Origin of the sequence: Mesorhizobium sp. WSM3224, from assembly GCF_000427725.1 — a bacterium.
In the GTDB taxonomy this organism is placed as follows: domain Bacteria; phylum Pseudomonadota; class Alphaproteobacteria; order Rhizobiales; family Rhizobiaceae; genus Mesorhizobium.
This window is the reverse complement of sequence record NZ_ATYO01000013.1, coordinates 66932-90537: the sequence shown is the minus strand read 5'-3', so window position 1 is coordinate 90537 and position 23606 is coordinate 66932. Positions and strand designations below refer to the sequence as shown.

The following is a 23606-nucleotide window of genomic DNA, read 5'->3' as shown; positions in this document are numbered from 1 at the left end:
ATTGTTGACAGTGACTACTTAAGCGCCTATGTCAAGGGCATAAGTTTCTCCTGTCTACATCGGAGTGGGCCATGAGCGCCATCGCAAAAGTCACCGCCGCTGATCGGCTGGGCAGTCTCCTCGCCGGCCAGCGTGCTGCCTTCCTGCGTGAGGGAGCCCCTTCGCTGGCGCGGAGACGCGCTGATCTGACCAAGTTCAGGGCCGCGATCATTGGGCACCGCAAGGCGATCGAAGATGCCATCAATGCCGATTTCGGGCATCGTTCGAAGTATGAGACGGCGATCATGGAGGTCGGAGGGGTCGCCGAGGGCACGAAGTATCTGATCCGCAACCTTCGCAAATTCATGGCGCCGACCCGCCGCCACGTTGCTTTGCACATGCGAATGGGCAACGCCCGCATCGAATACCAGCCGCTTGGCGTCGTCGGAGTGATGTCGCCGTGGAATTATCCGGTGAACCTGTCGCTGATGCCAGTCGTCACGGCCATCGCCGCTGGCAACCGGGTGATGCTGAAACCTTCGGAGTTTACACCCGTCACCAATGCGCTGCTCGCGAAGATGCTGGGCGAGATCTTCCCGGAGGATCAGTTCGCGATCGTCACCGGCGATGCGGCCGTGGGGGCGGCCTTCACGGCCCTGCCGTTCGACCATTTGGTCTTCACTGGGAGCACCGCGGTAGGGCGATCGGTGATGAAGGCCGCCAGCGACAACCTCGTTCCGGTTACCCTCGAACTCGGAGGCAAGTCGCCTAGCATCGTTGCCAAGGGCCACGCCCTCGACCAGGCGGCGGCGTCAATTGTCTACGGAAAGCTGCTCAGCGCCGGACAAACCTGCATCGCCCCGGACTACGCGCTGATCCACGAAAGCGAGGCTGATGCATTCGTCAAGGCATATGACCGGAAGGTGGCATCCTTTTATGCTGACGGTCCGACGAGTGAACACTACACCGCAATCATCAACGAGCGGCACTATGCACGGCTCCGGAGCCTGATCGACGACGCTCGCTCCAAGGGAGCGCGGATCATCGAGGTCGGTAACCGGCCTGGCGATGCATCCCGTCGCCCTAACACGCTGGCGCCGACCGTGGTGCTTGGCGTCACAGACGACATGCGTATCGCTCACGAGGAAATCTTCGGCCCGGTCCTGCCGATTTTTCTCTACCGCGACATCGAGGAAGCGATCGCCTATGTGAACGCCCGCCCCCGGCCGCTCGCGCTCTACTACTTCGGTGCCGATGACCAAGACCGGCGCAAGGTGCTGAGCCGAACGACCTCCGGCAACGTCACCATCAACGGCACGATCATGCACATCGCCCAGGATGACCTGCCGTTCGGCGGGGTCGGTCCCAGCGGCATGGGCGCATACCATGGCATCGAAGGCTTCCGTACCCTCAGCCACGCCAAGGGGATCTATGAGCAGGGTCGCTGGAACCTCTCCAACCTTCTGCGCGCCCCCTTCAGACAGCCGATCGATATCATCCTCAACGTTATGCTTCGGCGACCAGCATGCCGTCATCAAATCAAGCTCAGGAGCATCAGCACATGACCACCGACACATCATTGCCGCTACGCGGTTCATGCGAATGCGGTGCCTGCTCGTTCGAGGTGCGTGCCTCGCCGAAAGCCAGGTTCCGGTGCCACTGCCTGATCTGCCAGGCGTTCAACGGCAAACCGTTCGCGGATGTGGTCGCCGTTCGCGCCAAGGATGTCGTGCTGAAAAACGCCGGCAACATCTCATTCAAGAAATACCGCCCGCCGCCGAACTTCAATCGCGGTGTCTGCCGAACTTGCGGCAAACCCGTTGTCGAGGTTGCGGGCGTCGGGCCGTTCAAAGTGATGTTCATCCCGGCCGACAACTTCGAGCCCGAGGTCCGGCTGCCGCCGGTTCGGCTCGACATATTCTATCACCGTCGCGCACTGGACATGCCCGATAGCTTGCCCAAATACAGCGGCTATTTCGCGAGCGAGATGGCGATCGGGAAAATGATCATGAGCGGCTTGTGAAATGACGAGCCGGTCTGTCTGGCGAAGCGTGAGCCGATTGCTCCCCTAGAGCCGGATTCAGATTTCAGGTCGAATCGACCTGAAATCTGAATCCGGCTCTAAATCAAAGAGATAGAGCATGATGTCGCCCGAAAAACGCTTCACACTTTTCGGCATCATGCTCTGGGCCTAAACCAGAAGTGTTTCGCCGATTAGCACGAGACGTTTTATGATCGCATCAGGGTGATTCCCGACAACGCTTCGAGAGGGGAACTGAGCTGGTGCGGTTGAGATCTGTTCCGCGGGGTGTCGCTTTCCTGTGCCTCATCGCCGTTGCAATCGCCCTGACGATGTCGGCGCGATCTTTCGCGGCCTTGCAACCCTCAAGCATTCCAGCCTGGCTGCAGCGCCATGTCGGCGATGGCGAGGGCCAGATCTCGCAGGTCGTGCTGGAGCGGGCGCGCGCGCTCTACCAGAAAAAGATAAGCGATGGTTCGGTCAGCAATCCCTGCTACTTCGCCATGGATGCCACGCGCCCCGGCGATCTGGGCAACAGCGTGCTTGGCCAACGCTACTATATCGTCTGCGAAGCCAAGCAGCTCTTCCGCGCGGTTTCCTCGGGCCATGGCGGCGGCCGCAACCTGAAAGGCGTCGCCGATTTCTCCAACGGCAGGCGTTGCGCGAAAAACTTCGGCAACGCCATGGACTCCGAACTGACGGCCGGCGGAGCCTACATCACCGCCGAGACCAAGACGTCCTTCAAGGGCTACTACCGCGTCGGCGCGCAGAACGCGGTGTTCATGCGCAGCTTCATCCAGTTCGACGGCGAAGGCGAAGCGGCGAACGCCCGGCAGCGCGTGATCGGCGGGCATCCGGCTGCTTTGCTCAGGGGTATGTGCCTGCGCAAAGATCCGAACAGCTCTTATGCCGATCATGACGGCTTTGTCCCGTTCGGCAAGCTGGTGAATTATGCCGGCGGCCGTAGCAATGGCTGCACAAGCTGGTCGCCTGCCGATGCCGAGCAGATCATCCCCATCGTGAAGAACAAGCCGACGACGCTCTACATCTATCCCGAGTCACGCGACATCGCGGCCGTTGCGCGCGCCAAGTCCGGCGGCCAGGCGCTCTCGGCAGCAGGAGCCTATTGGAACGCCTCCTGCCTGAAGGAGATCGGCGCGCCGAAATTCTGGCCGAAGAAGACGCTGGAGCCGATCATCGCGCAGTACAAGAAGGACCATCCGGCGCCGCCGCCGCAGCCGGTGCCGATCTGCAAGGACTAAGGCAGTCCCCTACTGCAGCAGTCCCTTGATGATGGCGCTGGCCTTGGCGAAATCCATCTGCCCGGCATATTTCTGCTTCAGCGCGCCGATCACCTTGCCCATGTCCTTCTGGCTGGCAGCCCCCGTCGCCGCGATCGCCTCGCGAGCCGCCGCCAGGATCGCCGCGTCATCGAGCTGCGTCGGCAGGAATTCGCGGATGATTTCCATCTCGCCGCGTTCTTGCGCCGCCAGCTCCGGCCGCTTGCCGTCTTCGAAAGCCTTGGCCGATTCCTCGCGCTGCTTCACCATCTTGGCGAGGATCTGCAGGATCTCCTCCTCGCTCGCCGGCGGCTTGCCTGTGCCGCGGTTGGCGATGTCGCGATCGTGGATGGCGGCCTGGATCAGCCGCAATGTCGGCAGGCGGTGCTTGTCCTGCGCCTTCATCGCGCTCTTCATGGATTCGGCGATTTTCTTGCGCATCATGCTTCTCCTTCGGATGCGGCGGACAATAGCTTTGCCGAACGGGTAACGCAAATCCCGGCAAGCCGCTGATATTGCTGAACGAAAGCAAATCGACCGTGGTTTCGGGGGCGCCGCATTGACCGCTCCGGCGCCTTCCCCTATGTACTCGGTCCTGCATGAGATAATGAAGTCATGTCGCCCAAAAGTGCGTAGCGGTTTTGGGAAAACGGCATGGCGAGAAGGAACTGGCGTGTGAAAGCGGCAAAGCCTGCTTCGCGCGCCTTGCTGCGCGAACGGCCCAGCCGGCCGGTTTGAAGCGCCTGACAGGAGTGCCGCCATGGCCACGATCACTGCCCCCTGGGCCACCGAAAAGCCGACCGCCCTTCTGGTCCTCGCCGACGGCACGGTGATCGAAGGCCGCGGTCTTGGCGCCACGGGCTCGGCGGTTGCGGAAGTGTGCTTCAACACGGCGCTTACCGGCTATGAAGAAATCCTCACCGACCCGTCCTATGCCGGCCAGATCGTCACCTTCACCTTCCCGCATATCGGCAATGTCGGCACCAACGACGAGGATATCGAGGATTTGCATCCGGCTGCTCGCGCGGGCGCTGTCGGCGCGATCTTCAAGGCCAATGTCACCGACCCGTCCAACTATCGCGCCGCCGGCCATCTCGACCAGTGGCTGAAGCGGCGCGGCATCGTCGCGCTTTGCGGCATCGACACCCGCGCGTTAACCGTGCTTATCCGCGAGAAAGGCATGCCCAATGCCGTCATCGCCCATGCTCCCGATGGTGTCTTCGACATCGAGGACCTGAAGCGGCAGGCCGCGGCGTGGTCCGGTCTGATCGGCCTCGACCTGGCCAAGGAGGTCACGTCGGGCCAGTCTTCGGTCTGGCGCGAGACGCCCTGGATCTGGAACGAGGGCTATGGCGAGCAGGACGCTCCGTCGATGCATGTCGTGGCGATCGACTACGGCGTCAAGCGCAACATCCTGCGCCTGCTGGCCGGCCTCGGTGCCAAGGTCACCATTGTGCCGGCCGAGACAGGCGCCGAGGAAATCCTGGCCATGCAGCCGGACGGCATCTTCCTGTCGAATGGCCCGGGCGACCCGGAGGCCACCGGCGAATATGCCGTCCCGGTGATCCAGGATATCCTCAAGACCGACATACCCGTGTTCGGCATCTGCCTCGGCCACCAGATGCTGGCGCTAGCGCTCGGCGGCAGGACCGAGAAGATGCACCAGGGCCATCACGGCGCCAACCATCCGGTCAAGGACCACACCACCGGCAAGGTCGAGATCGTCTCGATGAATCACGGTTTCGCCGTCGACGCCGACTCGCTGCCCGAAGGCGTCGAGGAAACCCATGTCTCGCTCTTCGACGGCTCGAACTGCGGCATCGCGCTGACCGGCCGGCCGGTCTTCTCGGTCCAGCATCATCCCGAAGCCTCGCCCGGCCCGCAGGATTCGCATTACCTCTTCCGCCGCTTCGTCAACCTGATCCGCGAACGGCGCGGCGAGGAAGCGCTGGCCGAACGCGCCTGAGCTTGCCGAGCCGACAGCTCAGCGATAATATCGCTTAACTTCAGGCGATAAATCTGCGATATTATCTCCCCGTGAAGACGATCATCCTCTCGGTATCGGCGGCTCGCGATCTCGACAACCTGCCGGCTGATGCCCGTGAGCAGGTCTCTGAAGGTCTGATCACCTATGCAGTCAGCGGCCGTGGAGATGTAAAACGTCTTGCCGGCCGGGACGGCTACAGACTGCGGATTGGTCGCTACCGCGTTATATTCGACGAAGATCGCACGACGATCCTGGCGATCTACATCGGCAAGCGGGAAACGACGACATACAGTCGACCATAGGACAGGACATTATGAACGCCCCGCAAATCATCAAAACCTCAACCGGCGAAGAATTGGTCGTCATTCCGAAGGCCGACTATGAGGCGTTGCTCGATGCCGCCGCAGAAGCCCTCGAAGACGCCGCGGATGTTGCGATCTACGATGAGCGGAAGGCCAAACTCAAAACGGAAAAAGCCCTGCCCGCCGACGTCGCCATGGATATCTTGCGCGGCTCCAGCCGGCTCAAGGCGTTGCGCAATTGGCGTAACCTGACTCAGGCCGAACTGGCGGCGACGGTCGGCGTCAGCCAGGGTTTCCTGTCAGACCTTGAATCCAACCGCCGCAAACCGTCGGTACAGACCAGTACAATGCTGGCGAAGGCGCTGGATATCCCCATCGAATGGGTCGAACCCTAATGCATGTCGCCCAGAAGTGTGCTGCGGTTCTGGGACAACGACATGCATCAAAACAAAGACTTTAAAGCGCGTTGCCTGAATCCGTTTCAGCGCGACGCGCTTTAAGCAGTTTCATGAAAGATACCATCCCTCAAGCCGCGTCGGTCGCAGCTTCCTGCGTGTGCATGCGCTCGACTTCCTTCGGCGTCGGCTTGGCAACTTTCGTCACGAAGACTATGACCGCCAGCGTCAGGAAAATCGCGCCGAGCACATAGGGCGCGCCGCCGAACGCAACCGGCGCCGTCGGATCCGTGAACCAGGAAAAGATAGCTGTGTAAAGCAGCGGCGTGATGATCGAAGTGATCGAAAAGATCGAGGTCATCGCGCCCTGCAATTCACCCTGCGCCGAAGGCGGCACCTTGGCGGCGGCGAGGCTCCTCAGCGGCGGATCAGCCAGCGCTTCCAGGCAGCCGGCCACGATAACCGCGTAGATCATCCAGCCTTGCGTCGAAAACGCATAGCCGAGGGCACTGAGCGCGGTGAAGGTCAGCCCGATCGCCGCCGTCTTCCACTCGCCGAGCTTGGGAATGACCCGCGGCAGCACCGTCGCCATGACGATCGCGCCGCACAGGCCGAAGGCGCCGAGCGAGAAGCCGATCTGCTGCTGGCTCCAGCCATATCGATAGGTCGAAACGAACGACCAGACCGCTGGATACATCATGTGGCCGAGCGTCATCAGGAAGAACACCAGCCCGATCCAGCCGATGCCCGGATAATTGCGCATCTGCATGAGCGTGCCGGCCGGATTGGCGCGCTTCCACTCGAAGCGTCGACGGTGTTTTTCGTCCAGCGTCTCCGGCAACAGGAACATCGCGATCAGGAAATTCACCAAGGCAAGCGCTGCGGCAAAATAGAACGGCACGCGCGGCCCGAGCGTGCCGAGCAGCCCGCCCAGCACCGGGCCGATAACGAAGCCGACGCCGAAGGCGATGCCGAGCAGGCCGAAATTCTTCGCCCGGTTCTCGTCGTTCGAGATGTCGGCGATGAAGGCGGATGTCGTCGAATAGCTGGCGCCGGAGATGCCGGCCAGCACCCGGCCGATGAACAGCATCGGATAGGACCAGGCGACGGCGCAGATCAGATTGTCGATGGAGAAGGTCAGCACCGAGGCAAGCAGGATCGGCCGCCGCCCGAAGCGGTCGCTCAAGCCGCCCATGATCGGCGCGAAGAAGAACTGCATCGCCGCATAGACGAAGAACAGCCAGCCGCCCTGGATCGCGGCCTTGCTGACGCTGACGCCGCTCAGTTCCTCCAGATAGGCCGGCAGCACCGGCATGATGATGCCGAAGCCGACGATGTCGAGCAGCAGCGTGGTGAAGACGAGCGCAAGGCCCCGCTTGGCGGTTTTGGGGTCGATCATGGTGATAAGCTCCTGAGCCGCCCGGGGCAAAGGCGGGAGGCACCTTATAGGCGAGGTTGCCGACTGGAACAATACGCGAACGAAGGCAAATGCCTCATCCTGACATCACTTGCCAGGCGCCTTCGATCGCAGGCCGTCACCGATAGGAAGCGGAACACTGCCGCCTCAGATTGCCCCGCTGAGCGTGTTGCAGTCAGTCAGCTTGCCGCTCTTGTAGCCGCGCGCCAGCCAGGTCTGCCGCTGTTGCGAGGTGCCATGGTTGAAGCTTTCCGGCACGACATAGCCCTGCATCTTCTTCTGCAGCGTATCGTCGCCGATCTGCTTGGCCGCGTTCAGCGCGCTTTCGATATCGCCCTGCTCCAGGATGCCCTTTTGCTGCGTGTAATGCGCCCATACACCGGCGAAGCAGTCGGCCTGCAGCTCGATGCGAACCGACATCTGGTTGGCCTCGACCTCGCCCATGCTTTGCCGCATCTGGTTGAACTTGCCCATGATGCCGGTGAGGTTCTGCACATGGTGGCCGACCTCATGCGCGATCACATAGGCGCGCGCGAATTCGCCGGACGCGCCGAACTGCTGGTCGAGCTGCTGGAAGAAGGTCATGTCGAGATAGACCTTGTGGTCGCCCGGGCAGTAGAACGGCCCGGCTGCCGCCGAGGCGAAACCGCAGGCCGAACGAACCTTGCCGCTGAACAGCACGAGCTTGGGATCCTCGTAGGTCAGGCCCTCGGATTTGAAAATGCCGGTCCAGGTGTCTTCGGTTTCCGCCAGCACCGTCGCGACGAACTGTTTCATCTCGTCGGAAGCGGGAGAACCGCCATCCTGCGAGCTGTTGTCCTCGGTGATCTGGCCGCCACCGCCCGGCACCAGCCCGCCGCTGCCGTCACCCAGGATCTGCGATGGATCGAAGCCGAAATACCATCCGGCGAGCACGACGAGGATGACGAGGATGATGCTGGAGCCGCCACCGGCACGGCCGCCGATCGGAATGCGGAACTGACCGGGGCTGCCGCCCAACCCGCCGCCAAGTCCTCCACCGCTATCGCTGCGCTGGTCCTCGATATTGTCGCTCTGACGACGGCCTCTCCAAAGCATGGCAACTCCTCGCAATGCGAATGTCCTGAAGGGACCGGCCCGCGACCTCCCCTCGCAAACAATTATCCCAATGCCCAAATCAAGTCACAGCATTTTTCGCGGCCGGGATACGAGCCCGGCGGCACGCAAACCGCAATGTCAGCTCTTCTGCCAGCCAAGCGCCTTTACCAGTTGTCGGTACCGAGGCAGAGACGCCTAGCGATGCGTCATCGCCCGGCGGAAAGCGTCCAGCGTTTCGGCGCTGACATGGTGCTCGATGCCCTCGGCGTCGATGCGCGCCGTCTCGGCGCTGACGCCCAGCGAGCGCAGGAAGGCTTCCACGGTCTGGTGGCGGATGCGGCTTTCCTCGGCGACCTTGCGGCCGGCCTCGGTCAGGAACACGCCGCGATAGGGCTTTCGCGAGACCAGTCCGTCGGCGCACAGCCTGGTCAGCATCTTTGCCACCGTCGGCTGCGCGACGCCTAGCCTTGCCGCGATATCCACCTGCCGCGCTTCGTTGCCGTCCTCGATCAGATCGGCGATCAGCTCGACATAGTCCTCGACCAGCGCGCTGCGGCGCGCCTCGCGCGTGTGCCGGAATCCTTCCGAATGGATTTCGGCATCGGGAAGCGGCTCTTCGCGCCGAACCGGTTTGTTCCTCAGCGCCAATACGCGCTCCTCTTGGCTGCCTTAAGGCTGAAACGGGATCGCATCCATAGCACGAACCCCTGTTGGTCCGGCCGTTTATTTGCATTCCCGCGCGGGCGCAACCGGCGTTTGCGGCACCCGCCGCCCGGCTTGCTCCAGCGCATCACGAAAGCATGATCAATGAAATATAGCCTATTGCATAATGTTGAGCCATGGCGTAGATAGAGGGGACGCCGATACAGTCCAGCGGAAACCCTCATGTCCGATGCCGATGCAGCAACCATAGCCCGACCCGCGTGGCGATTCGACAGGCCCGGCGACGAGCAGCCCAGCCTGCGCGAGGTGAACGCCTCGATCGCGGTGCCGCAGACCGGCGTCTGGTTCCGCCGCCTGTTCGCCTTCATGGGACCGGGCTACATGGTCTCGGTCGGCTATATGGATCCGGGCAACTGGGCGACTGATCTCGCCGGCGGCGCCCAGTTCGGCTACACGTTGCTTTTCATCATCATGCTGTCGAACCTGATGGCGATCCTGCTGCAGGCGCTGGCCGCGCGTCTCGGTATCGCCACCGGCCGCGACCTCGCCCAGGCCTGCCGCGCCTACTATCCGCGGCCGGTCAATCTGATGCTCTGGATCGCCTGCGAGCTGGCGATTATCGCCTGCGACCTCGCCGAGGTGATCGGCACGGCGATCGCGCTGCAGCTTCTGTTCGGCATCCCGCTGATCGGCGGCGCCATCCTCACCGCGCTCGACGCTTTCATTGTGCTGCTGCTGATGAACAAGGGCTTCCGCTATCTCGAGGCCTTCGTCGTCGCACTGCTGATCATCATCTTCGGCTGCTTTGCCATTCAGATCTTCGTCGCCGCGCCACCAGCCGGGACGATCCTGCATTCGATGTTCGTGCCGTCGTCGGAGATCGTCACCAATCCGACGATGCTCTACATCGCCATCGGCATCATTGGCGCGACAGTCATGCCGCATAATCTCTATTTGCACTCCTCGATCGTGCAGACCCGCGCCTATGAGCGCACTGACAGCGGCAAGCGCGACGCCATCAAATGGGCAACGACGGATTCGACCATCGCGCTGATCCTGGCGCTGTTCGTCAACGCGTCGATCCTGATCGTCGCGGCAGTCGCGTTCCACGATACCGGGCATCACGACGTCGCCGAGATCGGCCAGGCCTTCGAGCTTCTGTCGCCGCTGCTGGGCTTGAGCATCGCCTCGATCCTGTTCGCGGTCGCGCTGCTGGCCTCCGGCCTCAACTCGACGGTCACCGCGACGCTCGCCGGTCAGATCGTCATGGAAGGCTTCCTGCGCCTGCGCATCCCGCAATGGGCGCGCCGCCTCTTGACGCGCGGCATCGCCATCGTCCCCGTCGTGATCGTCACCGCGCTCTACGGCGAAAGGGGCACGGCGCAGTTGCTGGTCTTCAGCCAGGTCGTGCTGTCGATGCAGTTGCCTTTCGCGGTCGTCCCGCTGGTGCAGTTCGTGTCGGACAAGAAGAAAATGGGCAATCTCGCCATCCCGCGCGGCGTTGCAGCCTTGGCCTGGGTGGTCGCCGCCATCATCCTCGTGCTCAACTTCAAGCTGCTCTACGACACCGTCGCCGGCTGAAATCGGACCGCGACATTCCACCCGGCGGTGCTATCTTCTTGAAGCATGGCCGGATCGGACGACGCCCGCAAATTCTACGCCAAGCTGATGGCCGCGCAGGCGCGCTCTGCCGACCCGCGCATCGAGCAAGTCTTTGCGTCAGTGCCCCGCGAGGCCTTTCTCGGCCCGGGGCCATGGACGGTCTTTGCCGGTGACGGCAGGATAGAAACGCCAACGGCCGATCCAGCCTATATCTACCAGAACGTGCTTGTCGTGCTCGATGCCGACAAGGGCATCAACAATGGCGAGCCGCTTCTGCATGCCATGTGGCTGGACAAGGTCGGGCCGAAGCCAGGCGAGGCCGTCACCCATATCGGCGCCGGCACCGGATATTATACGGCGCTGCTGTCGAGGCTGGTCGAGCCGGGAGGCAGCGTCATGGCCTTCGAGCTGGAGGCCGATCTTGCCGCGCACGCCAGGGCGAACCTCGCGGCTTACGGCAACGTCGAGCTTATTGGGGGCGACGCTGTCGCCAATCCGCCTCCGTCGTCCGACGTCATCTATGTCAATGCTGGCGTCGTCGCTCCGCCCGCCGCATGGCTGCAAGCGCTGAAGCCCGGCGGCCGCATGATCTTCCCTTGGCGTCCATCCGAAACCGTTGGCCTCGCGGTCCTCGTCACCCGCGCGGAAAACGGCTTCGCCTGCCGGCCTTTCATGGGTTCGTGGTTCATCCCTTGCGTCGGCGCCTCCATTGCCGAACCCGGGGCGAAGATACCGACCCGCGAGCGCGCAACCCGTACCCGCTCGATCTGGCTGACAGCAGCCAAGACACCGGATAGGACGGCAACCGCCGTGTTTGGCGATGTCTGGTTTTCATCGCGCGCCATTCGCGCCGATAGCACGCGATAGAAATTTTGCAGGCCTTTGTCGAAAACGCGCCTCGCCGTTCGTCCTTAGCTAGAAATCCGGCCTTGACGGCGCGGATCAGTGAACAGGAGAAGACAGATGCGCAAGATCATCGCCGCCACCTTCGTCAGCCTCGATGGCATCATGCAGGCGCCCGGCGGACCGGAAGAGGATCCGGTCGGCGGCTTCAAGTTCGGCGGCTGGACCTTCCATTACTTCGACGAGGTGGCGGGCGCGGCCTTGGATGAATTATTTTCCAAGCCCTTCGCGCTGCTGCTCGGCCGCCGGACCTACGACATCTTCGCCGCGTACTGGCCGTATCAGAAAGATCCGATCGCGGACGCCTTCAACCCTGCGACCAAATATGTGGCGACGCACCGGCCGGATTCGCTGACCTGGCAGAACACCCAGTCGCTTGGGTCCGATATCGTTGCAAGGCTTGAGGAACTCAAGCAGGAGGACGGGCCGGACCTGCTCATCCAGGGATCGGGCAATCTGATCCAGACCCTGCTCGCCAACGGGCTGATCGACGAGATCCGGCTGATGACCTTCCCGCTGTTGCTGGGCAAGGGCAAGCGGCTGTTCGGCGATGGCGCGATGCCGGCCGCCTTCAAGCTCGTTAAGTCGCAGGCTTCCACCACCGGCGTCATCATGGCGACCTATGAGCGCGCAGGAGAAATCCGTACGGGCTCGTTTGCTCAGCAGGAGCCTTCCGAAGCCGAGCTCGAGCGGCGCAAGACCTGGAAGTAGCGATTGATGGCGGGCGAGGCCGGCCTGGCCGGCGCCTCGCCCGCGAACGATGCCTTCGCGGAACCACGAGACATTTGACGCCATCACCAGGAACCTGCCGATGATACCCACCATCACCGCCTTTGAACACTCGCCCGATGGCGGCCGGGGGCTGGCGCGCGACATGCACGTCCGCTGGGCACTTGAGGAAGTCGGTCAGCCTTATGACGTTCGTCTTGTTTCGTTCGATGCGATGAAGCAGCCCGCGCATCTCGCGCTCAACCCCTTCGGCAGTATCCCGACCTATGAAGAAGGCAGTCTTGCTCTGTTCGAGTCGGGGTCGATCGTCCTCCACATCGCGGAGCGTCATGCTGGCCTGTTACCCGACGATGCGAACGCGCGGGCGCGCGCAATCGCCTGGATGTTCGCAGCCTTCAGCACGGTGGAGCAGCCGATCCTCGATCGCACGACGGCCGTGATACTGGAGCACGATACGCCGTGGCACGATGAGCGCCTGCCGCTGGTCGACGACCGGATCCGCAAGCGGCTGGGCGAACTCTCCCGCCATCTCGGCGATTGCGACTGGCTCGATGGCGCCTTCAGCGCCGGCGACCTTGTCATGGTGGGCGTGCTGCGCCGGCTGCAGAGATCGGGACTGCTGAACGAATTCCCAAACATTGCTGCCTATGTCGCCCGCGGCGAGGCGCGGCCGGCCTTCAAGCGCGCTTTCGAAGCGCAATTGGCGGTCGCCATGGCGGCGGCGAATGGCTGACCGGCGGTGCCTCACGCCGCCTGGCGATAGCGGGAAAGACCTTCGCGGATATGGCTGGCGAAGGCCTGCGCGGCCGGCTGGGTGGCATGTTTGGGCAGATGCAGGTTGACGGAGAAATTCGGCAGCGGTGGAAGACCTGCATCGGCGAGGATATCGAGATCGGCCGGAACCGTCGAGGCGAGCCATGTGGTCACGGCGAGGTCCGAGCGCACCGTCGCGGTCGTTGCATCGATGTTGCCGTTCTCGAACACGGTACGCCAGTCGAGCCCGTGCTCGCCGAGTGCGGCCAGCACCGCCGGCCGGAAGGCGCAGGTGTCGGCGACGATCGAAACCGGCAGCGGCCGCTTCAGGCGCGCCGCCCCGCCTCTCGCGCCGACCCAGACCAGCCGGTCGACGAGCAGGCATTCGCCGGCGCTGGGACCGGCGCGCTCCTCGATGACGGCAAGGTCGATCGTGCCCGCCGCCAGGGCAGCCGCGAGTTCCGGCGAGGAAGCGCAGACCAGCGATATCTCCACTTGCGGATAGGCTTCGGCGTAAGCTTTCAGCACTGGCGCGAGCAGCGTGCCGACGAGATCGTAAGGCACGCCGATCCGCACCTGTCCGGCAACCGCCCTGCCCTTGATCTCGGTGAGGATCTCGTCGTTGAGCTGCAGCAGGCGCCTGCCTCTGTCGAGCAGCCGCTCGCCGGCCCGCGTCAGCCTCAAACCGCGGCGGTCGCGCTCGAACAAGCTTTGGCCGAGCACCTCCTCAAGTCGCTTGACCTGCTGGCTGACGGCGCCTTGTGTCAGGTGAAGCGCATTTGCCGCCGCCGTCATGCTGGCCTTGTCGGCCGCCGTGACAAAGGTGCGGATGAGGGTCGTGTCAAGATCGCGGATCATGACCTGCATTATAATTGCTAATGAAAACCATATCAAACATTGCATTTACTGATGCTAGACCATGCCTACCATGGAGCTTCCGAGAAGGACGCCCATGCTCCAGCCCATCCTGCCGCTCATCCTGTTTGCCTTCGTGGCCACCGCCACGCCCGGCATCGCTACGACCTTGTCCACCGCCTCGGGCGCGCAGTTCGGCTTTCGCCGGTCCGTTCCGCTGATGATCGGCAGTGCCGCCGGCCTCGCTACCGTGACGGGGGCGGCGGCCGCCGGGCTCGCGGCCCTGCTGCTTGCGGTCCCTTCGCTGCAACTGGCGATGAAGGTGATCGGCTCGCTCTATCTCCTGTGGCTGGCGCTCAAGATCGGCCGCGCCGGCCCGCCCAATCTCGATGTGACCATGGCCAGACCGAACAGCTTCCTCGGCGGCGCCGGTATCCAGTGGGTGAACCCAAAGGGCTGGGCGATGGGGCTGGGCGCCGCGGCCTCGTTTGCCGCCCTGGCCGACGGCCCGGCACAGCTCGCGTTGCTGCTCGGTTCGACCTTCGGCCTCACCGCCGCCGTCTCGCTGTCGATCTGGTGCGTGGCCGGTATGATCCTGGCGCGGCTGCTCAAGACCGAACGGCAATGGCGCGCGCTCAACATCGCGTTGGCGCTGGTGCTGGCCGCCTCGATCATCCCGATGTGGCGGGGGGCATAGGGTGACGACAGAACAAGGTCGGCGCCAGTACCCCCACCCGGACCTGCGGTCCGACCTCCCCACAAGGGGGAGGTAGGGAGCGCGGCGCCACCCTCCCCCTTGTGGGGAGGGTCGCTGCGAAGCAGCGGGGTGGGGGTCCTGGTTCGCAAAGCGAACCAGCCTCTTCACTCAACCTTCAACCCGCGTAGCGGGCCGCCGGCTTGTCGGCGTGCAGGCTGCCGAAGAACACTTGCCGGGCGCCGAGGAAGGTGTCCAGCTTGGCCGCATCGGCAAGCGCGGGCACGGTGACCGCTTCGCCCCTGGCCAGGCCGACAAGGGCGGCATCGACCATATCGTCGGCTGTCATGACGATCTCCTTCGGAACGCTGTCGATATCGGTGCCGGCAAGTTCCCAGAAATCGGTCCGGGTCGCGCCCGGCAGCACGGCCTGCACTGTCACATTGGTCCCCGCGACCTCGCGATGCAGGGCTTCGGTGAAGTTGACGACATAGGCCTTGGTGCCGCTGTAGATGCCGCCGAACGAAGTGTCGAAGGCAAGCACCGAGGCGATGTTGACGATGCCGCCGCGGTCGCGTGCCAGAAGCCCCGGCAGCACGGCGCGGGTCAGGCGCGTCAAGGCGATGGTGTTGACCTTGATCATGCGCTCGGCCGCGTCGGCGTCGGCGGTGGCCACGACGGCCTGGCCGCCGATGCCGGCATTGTTGACCAGCAGCGTTACGCTCTCGTCGCCGGCAATCGCCTGTTCGACGCGGCGCACATCATTGTCATCGGCGAGATCGGCAGCAACAACGCTGACCTTGCGCTTGTAGGCATAACGCAGCTTTTCAGCTAGCTCTTCCAGCCGGTCGGCGCGCCGCGCCACCAGCACAAGATCGTAGCCTTGGCCGGCGAGCCGGTCGGCATAAACCGCGCCGATGCCTGACGAGGCGCCGGTCACGACCGCTGTGCCCTTGTTGTTTTCTGCACTCATTGTCCTGCTCCTTGTGTTTGACCAATTGGTTCGTTTCGACCCCGGTTGCCGGGCCTCCGTGGGCAACCGCCCTCGCCTTCACCAAAGTCGCTCTATTCAATAGTGGCATATACCACCATCAGCGAAGTAGGCATATGCCACTACCTTGTCAATGATCTCAACGGGGATTATTTGTCAGGCTGCGACGGACATCATGTCTCTGCCGCGAGGACCTATCATGCCGCAAGACGCCCTGCCCGGCCTGAACCTTTGCAACAACGCCATGCTGCGGCGTGCGACGCGCAAGCTCGGCCAGTTCTATGACGATGTACTGGCCCCTTCGGGGCTCAAGGCGACGCAACACGGCCTGCTCTTCCAGATCCATGCCGGCAGAGAGCCGGCCATGAGCGCCATTGCCGAGGCGATGATCATGGATCTCTCCGCGCTCGGCCATACGCTGAAGCCGCTGATCCGCGACGGCTATGTCGAGACCTTCGCCGACAAGGACGACCGCCGCGTCAAACGTGTGCGGCTGACGCCGCAGGGCGAGGTCAAGCTGGATGAGACGATGAAGTTGTGGAGCGTCGCCCAGCAGCAGTTCGAGGATAAGGTCGGCGCGGAGCAGGCCGCCAAGCTGCGCGCGGTGCTGGACACGGTGGCCGACCTCAACCTGGAAATGCCTGCAGCCGCTCCTTCGAACTGACGAAGCGGCCGCCAGTCAGGGTTTGAAGCAGTTACTCGGCCGGCATGGCGACCGGCCGACCCAACATCCGCCCGGCAAGCACGACACCCAGGCCCACGATCGGGAACACCGCCGCGATCAGGCCGAGATCGGCCGGCGCGCCGAAGCGCAGCACGGCGCCGCCGACCACCGCGCCAAGCGCGACGCCGAAATAGAGCGCCGACGCGTTGAGCGAAAGCACGATCGGGGCGGCATCGGGGGCGAGCTTGATGATGCGGCTTGCCTGTGCTGGCGGGAAAGCCCAGCCGACGATGCCCCACGGCACCATCATTGCCATCAGCGCCGGCCCGGCGATCGAATGCGGCAGGAAGGTCGGGATCAGCGAAAAGGTGATCAGCATCGCAGCGGAGAGCGCCAGCGACCAGCAGACGGTGCGCGTCGCGCCGAAACGGTCGGCCGCCTGGCCGCCGGCGATGTTGCCAATGACGGCGCCGACGCCGAAGGCGAGCAGCATGCCCGGCAGCGCAATCGGGCTGAGGCCACCACCTTCGATCGCCAAAGGCGCGATGAAGGCAAAGACGGTGAAGGCGCCGATCAAGGCCAGCACAGTCGTGACCAGGATCGGCATCACGCCGGGGCGCACAGCCGCCGCCAGCCGGCGCTTCAGCGGCAGCCTGGTGCCGATGATGCCGCGCGGCAGCCGGTACCACAGGATCGCGCCTGACAGCGCGCCGAGCCCGGCGATGGCGAAGAAGGTGCCGCGCCAGCCGGCAATCGCCGCGACCAGCGCGCCGAGCGGCGCACCGACCGCCACCGCCACCGTGGTGCCGCCGACGACGACGGCGATGGCGCGGGCCCGGTGATGGTCGTCGACCAGCGCCACGGCGGTGCCTTGCGCGGTCGCCGCGAACAGGCCGGACGACAGCGCCATGACGATGCGGGCGATCAAAAGCAGCTCGAATGATGAGCTCACCGCTGCCACCAGATTGCCGATGACGAAGAACGCGATCGTCCACAGGATGACGCGCCGCCGGTCCCATTCGCCGGTCAGCGTCGCCAGCACAGGCGCGCCGATCGCATAGGCGAGCGCGAAGGCGGTGATCAGCGAGCCGGCGAGCGGCACGGATATGCCGGCATCGGCGGCGATATCGGGAAGAAGGCTCGATATGACAAAACCTTCGGTCGAGATCGCGAACGATCCGAGCGCTAGCCAGAAGATCCGCTTGTCCATGGGGGAATTGTCCTTAGTTCAAGAGTTATTGAACAATTGGACATAACAGGGCATGATGTCAACCGAGCCTGCGGAAAATAGCTGAACCATGCTGACAGCCCTGTGTCAGGACCGGACCGAAAACGAAGAACCAGTCTCTATCGGCAAAGAGAGGAGCCGCGTTGAAGTTCGTGCCGTTTGTGCTTAATTCTGGGCCATGAGCTTGCCCCATCCCACCACCGACCAGATCAGCCTGCCGATCGTGCTTGCCGTGCTCGGCGATCCGACCCGGCTTGCCATCGTGCGCTATCTGGCGAGCAAGGAAGGCGTGCCGCTGAACTGCAGCAAGTTCCTCGACCTCGCCTCCAAGACCAATCTCAGCTACCACCTCGCCAAACTGCGCGAGGCTGGCGTCACCCGCAGCGAAGCGGCCGGCACTAGCCGGCTGATCACGCTGCGCCGCGACGACCTCGACAAGCGTTTTCCCGGCCTGCTCGACAGCGTGATTGCCGCGGCCGGCGAGGACAAGGCGTTGCCCATGGTCGGCACCGCCGAGACCGAAATCGACGCCTGATGCGCATTGCCGTCCTGGCCGACATCCACGGAAATTTGCTGGCCTTGGAGGCCGTGCTCGACGACCTCGGGCGCCGCGGCGGCGCCGATCTCATGGTCAATCTTGGCGACTGTGTCTCAGGCCCGCTGTGGCCGCGCGAGACGATGGAACGGCTGCAGGCGCTCGGCCTGCCGACGGTGCGCGGCAACCACGACCGCCGCGTGGCGCAGGACACGGCCAATGAGGCCATGTGGCCGTCCGATCGCTACGCGCAGGAACGGCTGACATCGGCGCAGCGCCAGGCACTGCTCGGCTTGCCGCTGACATTGGAGATCGCGCCCGGCGTCGTCGCCTTCCACGCCCGGCCGGACCATGACGAGAAATATCTTGCCGATGCCATTGTCGATGGCCAGTTGGTGCGTGCGCCGCTTGCCGCGATCAGGCGGCGGCTGAAGCCACTCGATCCGGCCTGCCGCCTGGCATTGTGCGGCCACAGCCACCGCAGCGAGCTGATCCATATCCCCGATGGTCCGGTCATTTTCAATCCCGGCAGCGTCGGCTGCCCCGCTTATGAGGATGACACGCCACCGGCGCATGTCTCCGAACAAGGCTCGCCGCACGCCCGCTACGGCATCGTTGATCTTGGCACGGACGGCGACCGCTTCGAGAGCATCGCCGTGGATTACGACCATGAAGCCGCCGCAAGGCAGGCCGAACAGGCGGGAAGGCCGGAATGGGCCCACGCGCTGCGGACCGGTTTTATGCAGGATCGAGCGAAGCTCGTATCCCGATTGAGCGCCATGGCCGAAGGATGAAAGTTAGGCTCCGATCGACGCTGCTGATCGCCGCTCCTTTGCTGTTGGCCGCGTTGCCGGCGGTGGCGCAGGACGCGCCGGGACCGATCATCTCGATCATCGGCGGCCTCGCGCCGGATGATCTTCTCAACATCCGCGCGACGGCTTCATCGGCTGGAAAGGTCGTGGCGCGGCTGCCGAACGGCGTGGCCCTGAAGAATTTCGGCTGCAAGGCCGTCAACAACAATCCCTGGTGCAAGATCGAGGATACGCAGGACGCGCACATCTCCGGATGGGCGCCCGCCCGCTATCTCAGTCCCAGCAACCCGGCGCCGGCGCCTGAAGAAGCAGCCGCGCCGGCCACCGACGCAGGCCGGGAAGCTGACGCGCCTCAGCCCTCCGAAGAGACGCCGCCGGACATCGCCGCGCGCCTGGGCGCAGGCGAGCCGGCCGAGCCGCCATCGGCGGCCGAGATCGGCAGGACCGCCATGCAGGATGCCTACGCCCTCGCATTCGCGGCCTCGGTAAGCGCCGACCCCGACGCCCTTGCCCCCGATGCCGCCGGCGGCATTCCTTGCGCGCGCCATGTCGGCCAGCCCATGACCCGCTGCGAGGCCAGTGTCACGCACACGGGCGGCGACAGCGCCGTGACCGTGACCTGGCCCGATGGCGGCAGCCGTCTCATCACCTTCCAAGACGGCAAGCCGAGCGGTTCGGACTCAGCGGACGAATTCCACTTCACCCGCGAAGGCAGCCTCAACATGATCCGCATCGGCGTCTCCGAACGTTTCGAGATCACGGACCAGCTGGCGTTGGGATTAGGGGAATAAGCAAGTAAGGGAATAAGGCAGTAGGGCAGTAGGGCAGTAGGGCAGTAGGGGAAGCTCCCCAGCCTCACATACTGCCTTACTGCCCTACTCCCCTACTGCCTTCATTTTCAGGGTTACATCCGCCAAAACTCTTCCCTATAAGGCCCTCCTAGCCTGATACCAGAATCGCAAGCACAACCGGCCGGGTCCTCCCCGCCCGGTTTTTCGTGCAAGCCGCTCGCCGAACGGAATTATCGAACATGCCAAGACGCACCGACATCAAGTCGATCCTGATCATCGGGGCCGGCCCCATCGTCATCGGCCAGGCCTGCGAGTTCGACTATTCCGGCACCCAGGCCTGCAAGGCGCTGAAGGAAGAGGGCTTCCGCGTCATTCTGGTCAATTCCAACCCGGCCACCATCATGACCGACCCGGAGCTGGCCGACGCCACCTATATCGAGCCGATCACGCCCGAAGTGGTGGCCAAGATCATCGCCAAGGAGCGGCCGGACGCGCTGCTGCCGACCATGGGCGGCCAGACCGCGCTCAACACCGCGCTGTCGCTGCGCCGTATGGGCGTGCTGGAGCGCTACAATGTCGAGATGATCGGCGCCGACGCGCATGCCATCGACAAGGCCGAGGACCGCGCGCTGTTTCGCCAGGCGATGAGCAAGATCGGCCTGGAGACGCCGCGCTCTATGCTGGCCAATGCCACCGAGGTCAAGGACGCCGACCGCAAGATCCACGAGGCCGAGCGCGCCGCGCTGAAGGCGGAGAACCCGGAAAACCTCGACGCCGCGCTCGATGCGCTGGAGACGCGCTGGAACCTCGGCGAAGGCGACCGCAAGCAGCGCTATATCAGCCATGGCATGGCGATCGCCGCCCAGGCGCTCGACCATGTCGGCCTGCCGGCCATCATCCGCCCCTCCTTCACCATGGGCGGCACCGGCGGCGGCATCGCCTACAACCGCGCCGAATTCTACGACATCGTCCAGTCCGGCCTCGACGCCTCGCCGACCACCGAGGTGCTGATCGAGGAAAGCGTGCTCGGCTGGAAGGAGTATGAGATGGAGGTCGTCCGCGACAAGGCGGACAACTGCATCATCATCTGCTCGATCGAGAACCTCGACCCGATGGGTGTGCACACCGGCGACTCGATCACCGTCGCGCCGGCGCTGACGCTGACCGACAAAGAATACCAGATGATGCGCAACGCCTCGCTCGCGGTGCTGCGCGAGATCGGCGTCGAGACCGGCGGCTCCAACGTGCAGTTCGCCGTCAACCCGGCCGACGGCCGCCTGGTCGTCATCGAGATGAACCCGCGCGTCTCGCGCAGCTCCGCTTTAGCCTCGAAGGCCACCGGCTTCCCGATCGCCAAGGTCGCGGCCAAGCTTGCCGTCGGCTACACGCTGGACGAACTGGAGAACGACATCACCGGCGGCGCGACGCCGGCCTCGTTCGAGCCGACCATCGACTACGTCGTGACCAAGATCCCGCGCTTTGCGTTTGAAAAATTTCCGGGCGCCGAGCCGGTGCTGACCACCGCCATGAAGTCGGTCGGCGAAGTCATGGCCATCGGCCGCACCTTCCAGGAATCGCTGCAGAAGGCTTTGCGTGGACTTGAAACCGGCCTGACGGGTTTGGACGAGATAGAAATCCCCGGCCTCGGTCACGGCACCGCGCCCGCCAACCACGCCGACGATCGCAACGCCATCCGCGCCGCGCTCGGCACGCCGACGCCGGACCGGCTGCGCATGGTGGCGCAGGCGATCCGCATGGGCACGTCGCTCGAAGACGTGCATGCCATGTGCAAGATCGACCCGTGGTTCCTCGAGCAAATCGCCGGCATCATCGCCATGGAAGCGCGCATCCGCGAGCACGGCCTGCCGCAGGATGCCGAGAACCTGCGCATGCTGAAGGCGATGGGTTTCTCCGACGCCCGCCTCGCGTCGCTGACGAAGACCGACGCCGAAGTGATTCAGAAGGTTCGTGAAAAGCTCGACGTTCATCCGGTTTACAAGCGCATCGATACCTGCGCCGCCGAGTTCGCCTCGCCTACCGCCTATATGTACTCGACCTATGAGGTGCCCTTCGTCGGCGAGCTCGCCAACGAGGCGCGGGTGTCGTCGCGGAAAAAAGTCGTCATCCTCGGCGGCGGCCCGAACCGCATCGGCCAGGGCATTGAGTTCGACTATTGCTGCTGCCATGCCGCCTTCGCCCTGCGCGACGCCGGCTATGAAGCGATCATGATCAACTGCAACCCGGAGACGGTCTCGACCGACTACGACACCTCCGACCGGCTCTATTTCGATCCGCTGACGGCGGAGGACGTGCTGGAGATCCTGCGCGCCGAGCAGGCCGCGGGCGAGCTCGTCGGCGTCATCGTCCAGTTCGGCGGCCAGACGCCGCTGAAGCTGGCCGACGCGCTGGAGAAGGCCGGCATCCCGATCCTCGGCACCTCGCCCGACATGATCGACCTGGCGGAAGACCGCGACCGCTTCCAGAAGCTCTTGCACAAGCTCAACCTCAGCCAGCCGAAGAACGGCATCGCCTATTCGGTCGAGCAGGCGCGCCTCGTCGCCGGCGAGCTCGGCTTCCCGCTGGTGGTGCGCCCGTCCTATGTGCTCGGCGGCCGCGCCATGCAGATCATCCATGACGAGGGCATGCTGCAGAGCTACCTGCTCGACACCGTGCCCGGCCTTGTGTCGGAGGACATCAAGCAGAAATACCCCAACGACAAGACCGGCCAGATCAACACGCTGCTCGGCAAGAACCCGCTTTTGTTCGACACCTATCTGTCGGGCGCCATCGAGGTCGATGTCGACTGCCTTTGCGACGGCAAGGCGACCTTCGTCTCCGGTATCCTGGAGCATATCGAGGAGGCCGGCATTCATTCGGGGGACAGCGCCTGCTCGCTGCCGGTGCACTCGCTGCACCCGGACCTTGTCGACGAGCTGGAGCGGCAGACCGCGGCCTTGGCCCGCGCGCTCAATGTCGGCGGGTTGATGAACGTGCAGTATGCGATCAAGGACGGCACGGTCTATGTGCTGGAGGTGAACCCCCGAGCCTCGCGCACGGTGCCCTTCGTCGCCAAGACCATCGGACGTCCCATCGCAAAAATCGCAGCCCGCATCATGGCCGGCGAGACGCTGGAGGACGCCTTCGCCCATTACGGCCCGATGCCCGACCCGCGCAATCCCGGCCACATCGCGGTCAAGGAAGCCGTCTTCCCCTTCGCCCGCTTCCCCGGCGTCGACATCCTGCTCGGCCCAGAAATGCGCTCGACCGGCGAGGTCATGGGCCTCGACCGCGACTTTGCCTTGGCCTTCGCCAAGAGCCAGCTCGGCGCGGGCGTTGATCTCCCCCGCTCCGGCACGCTGTTCGTCTCGGTGCGCGACGAGGACAAGAAGGGCATCCTGCCGGCGGTCAAGCGCCTCGCCGGCCAGGGCTTCAAGGTGCTCGCCACCTCCGGCACCGCCCGCTTCCTCGCCGAGAACGGCGTGGTGGCCGAAAAGATCAACAAGGTGCTCGAGGGACGCCCCCACATCGAAGACGCCATCCGCAACCGCCAGGTCCAGATCGTGTTCAACACGACCGATGGGCAGAAAGCGGTGTCGGACTCGAAGTCGCTGCGCAGGGCAACGCTGATGCAGAAGGTGCCGTATTACACGACGCTGTCAGGCGCGGCGGCGGTGGCGGAGGCGATTGCGGCGTTGCGGGCGGGGAACCTGGAGGTAAGGCCGTTGCAGGAGTATTTTGGGTGAGGTTATTGCTCTCTTCTCCTCGTCACTACACGGGGAGAAGATGCCGGCAGGCAGATGAGGGGCGGCGCCACTCATCTGCGGATGATAGATATTCTACTGCTATCACTGACAAGTATGCCTTAGCTACTTGGTAGTTTCAACCTACCTTGCTTCCAAAGGATGCGAAGCCGGTTTCGAATATTCATT

General features: G+C 64.0%; 23 protein-coding genes. 16 read left to right on the top strand and 7 right to left on the bottom strand.

Annotated elements, in window-relative coordinates; translation table 11 throughout:
- Window positions 1–71: 71 nt before the first annotated feature.
- The 3 genes from YU3_RS37010 (at window position 72) to YU3_RS0121495 (ending at window position 3261) form a co-directional block, all read left to right on the top strand.
- Window positions 72–1544, top strand: a complete 1473-nt coding sequence (locus tag YU3_RS37010) for a coniferyl aldehyde dehydrogenase (RefSeq protein WP_051334021.1) — start codon at window positions 72–74, stop codon at window positions 1542–1544.
- Complete coding sequence (locus YU3_RS0121500; protein ID WP_027168189.1) at window positions 1541–2002, top strand: GFA family protein; 462 nt, start codon at window positions 1541–1543, stop codon at window positions 2000–2002. The genes YU3_RS37010 and YU3_RS0121500 overlap by 4 nt, the downstream gene beginning before the upstream one ends.
- Window positions 2003–2262: 260 nt before the next feature.
- Complete coding sequence (locus YU3_RS0121495) at window positions 2263–3261, top strand: hypothetical protein (protein ID WP_027168188.1); 999 nt, start codon at window positions 2263–2265, stop codon at window positions 3259–3261.
- 9 nt (window positions 3262–3270) lie between these two features.
- On the opposite strand, the gene YU3_RS0121490 is transcribed toward YU3_RS0121495, so the two are convergent.
- A complete protein-coding gene (locus tag YU3_RS0121490) occupies window positions 3271–3723 on the bottom strand; it encodes a GatB/YqeY domain-containing protein (RefSeq protein ID WP_027168187.1) in 453 nt (150 codons plus the stop codon).
- 316 nt (window positions 3724–4039) lie between these two features.
- On the opposite strand from YU3_RS0121490, the gene carA reads away from it, so the two are divergent.
- The 3 genes from carA to YU3_RS0121475 all read left to right on the top strand — a co-directional run bounded on the left by carA (window position 4040) and on the right by YU3_RS0121475 (window position 5963).
- The gene (gene carA / locus YU3_RS0121485) at window positions 4040–5245 is read left to right on the top strand and encodes a glutamine-hydrolyzing carbamoyl-phosphate synthase small subunit (protein ID WP_027168186.1); all 1206 of its coding nucleotides are present in this window, start codon (window positions 4040–4042) and stop codon (window positions 5243–5245) included.
- Between the two features lie 71 nt (window positions 5246–5316).
- The gene (locus YU3_RS0121480; protein ID WP_027168185.1) at window positions 5317–5568 is read left to right on the top strand and encodes a plasmid stabilization protein; all 252 of its coding nucleotides are present in this window, start codon (window positions 5317–5319) and stop codon (window positions 5566–5568) included.
- Window positions 5569–5579: 11 nt separating this feature from the next.
- Window positions 5580–5963, top strand: a complete 384-nt coding sequence (locus tag YU3_RS0121475) for a helix-turn-helix transcriptional regulator (RefSeq protein WP_027168184.1) — start codon at window positions 5580–5582, stop codon at window positions 5961–5963.
- A 130-nt stretch (window positions 5964–6093) separates the two neighbouring features.
- On the opposite strand, the gene YU3_RS37005 is transcribed toward YU3_RS0121475, so the two are convergent.
- The 3 genes from YU3_RS37005 to mntR form a co-directional block, all read right to left on the bottom strand.
- A complete protein-coding gene (locus YU3_RS37005; RefSeq protein ID WP_036259125.1) occupies window positions 6094–7362 on the bottom strand; it encodes a tetracycline resistance MFS efflux pump in 1269 nt (422 codons plus the stop codon).
- A 165-nt stretch (window positions 7363–7527) separates the two neighbouring features.
- Entirely contained in the window at window positions 7528–8457 is a 930-nt protein-coding gene (locus YU3_RS0121465; RefSeq protein WP_027168183.1) for a neutral zinc metallopeptidase, read from the bottom strand.
- 195 nt (window positions 8458–8652) lie between these two features.
- Entirely contained in the window at window positions 8653–9105 is a 453-nt protein-coding gene (gene mntR, locus YU3_RS0121460) for a manganese-binding transcriptional regulator MntR (RefSeq protein ID WP_027168182.1), read from the bottom strand.
- 237 nt (window positions 9106–9342) lie between these two features.
- On the opposite strand from mntR, the gene YU3_RS0121455 reads away from it, so the two are divergent.
- The 4 genes from YU3_RS0121455 to YU3_RS0121440 all read left to right on the top strand — a co-directional run bounded on the left by YU3_RS0121455 (window position 9343) and on the right by YU3_RS0121440 (window position 13087).
- Window positions 9343–10701: an Nramp family divalent metal transporter gene (locus YU3_RS0121455; RefSeq protein ID WP_027168181.1), complete on the top strand. Its 1359-nt coding sequence runs from the start codon at window positions 9343–9345 to the stop codon at window positions 10699–10701.
- 45 nt (window positions 10702–10746) lie between these two features.
- Window positions 10747–11589 carry a methyltransferase domain-containing protein gene (locus YU3_RS0121450; protein WP_027168180.1) on the top strand — a complete coding sequence of 281 codons (843 nt, stop codon included), beginning with the start codon at window positions 10747–10749 and terminating at the stop codon, window positions 11587–11589.
- 96 nt (window positions 11590–11685) lie between these two features.
- Window positions 11686–12336, top strand: coding sequence for a dihydrofolate reductase family protein (locus YU3_RS0121445; RefSeq protein WP_027168179.1), 651 nt, complete (start codon window positions 11686–11688; stop codon window positions 12334–12336).
- A gap of 100 nt (window positions 12337–12436) precedes the next feature.
- Entirely contained in the window at window positions 12437–13087 is a 651-nt protein-coding gene (locus YU3_RS0121440; protein ID WP_027168178.1) for a glutathione S-transferase family protein, read from the top strand.
- Between the two features lie 11 nt (window positions 13088–13098).
- Here the strand turns inward: YU3_RS0121440 and YU3_RS0121435 are convergent, their stop codons facing one another.
- Window positions 13099–13965 carry a LysR substrate-binding domain-containing protein gene (locus YU3_RS0121435; protein ID WP_027168177.1) on the bottom strand — a complete coding sequence of 289 codons (867 nt, stop codon included), beginning with the start codon at window positions 13963–13965 and terminating at the stop codon, window positions 13099–13101.
- 94 nt (window positions 13966–14059) lie between these two features.
- Here YU3_RS0121435 and YU3_RS0121430 point away from each other — a divergent pair, with 94 nt between their 5' ends.
- Window positions 14060–14659, top strand: a complete 600-nt coding sequence (locus YU3_RS0121430; RefSeq protein WP_027168176.1) for a LysE family translocator — start codon at window positions 14060–14062, stop codon at window positions 14657–14659.
- A gap of 175 nt (window positions 14660–14834) precedes the next feature.
- Here the strand turns inward: YU3_RS0121430 and YU3_RS0121425 are convergent, their stop codons facing one another.
- A complete protein-coding gene (locus YU3_RS0121425) occupies window positions 14835–15629 on the bottom strand; it encodes an SDR family oxidoreductase (protein WP_027168175.1) in 795 nt (264 codons plus the stop codon).
- A gap of 217 nt (window positions 15630–15846) precedes the next feature.
- Here YU3_RS0121425 and YU3_RS0121420 point away from each other — a divergent pair, with 217 nt between their 5' ends.
- Entirely contained in the window at window positions 15847–16311 is a 465-nt protein-coding gene (locus YU3_RS0121420; RefSeq protein WP_027168174.1) for a MarR family winged helix-turn-helix transcriptional regulator, read from the top strand.
- A gap of 31 nt (window positions 16312–16342) precedes the next feature.
- Here YU3_RS0121420 and YU3_RS0121415 read toward each other — a convergent pair whose 3' ends face one another.
- Entirely contained in the window at window positions 16343–17521 is a 1179-nt protein-coding gene (locus YU3_RS0121415) for an MFS transporter (RefSeq protein ID WP_027168173.1), read from the bottom strand.
- Between the two features lie 196 nt (window positions 17522–17717).
- Here YU3_RS0121415 and YU3_RS0121410 point away from each other — a divergent pair, with 196 nt between their 5' ends.
- From YU3_RS0121410 to carB, 4 genes are all read left to right on the top strand, one after another.
- A complete protein-coding gene (locus YU3_RS0121410) occupies window positions 17718–18074 on the top strand; it encodes a helix-turn-helix transcriptional regulator (RefSeq protein ID WP_027168172.1) in 357 nt (118 codons plus the stop codon).
- Complete coding sequence (locus YU3_RS37000; RefSeq protein ID WP_051334020.1) at window positions 18074–18868, top strand: metallophosphoesterase family protein; 795 nt, start codon at window positions 18074–18076, stop codon at window positions 18866–18868. Before YU3_RS0121410 ends, YU3_RS37000 begins: the two co-directional genes overlap by 1 nt.
- Window positions 18869–18930: 62 nt before the next feature.
- Complete coding sequence (locus tag YU3_RS0121400) at window positions 18931–19677, top strand: SH3 domain-containing protein (protein WP_245273586.1); 747 nt, start codon at window positions 18931–18933, stop codon at window positions 19675–19677.
- 239 nt (window positions 19678–19916) lie between these two features.
- Window positions 19917–23420: a carbamoyl-phosphate synthase large subunit gene (carB, locus tag YU3_RS0121395; RefSeq protein ID WP_027168170.1), complete on the top strand. Its 3504-nt coding sequence runs from the start codon at window positions 19917–19919 to the stop codon at window positions 23418–23420.
- Window positions 23421–23606 lie beyond the last annotated feature (186 nt).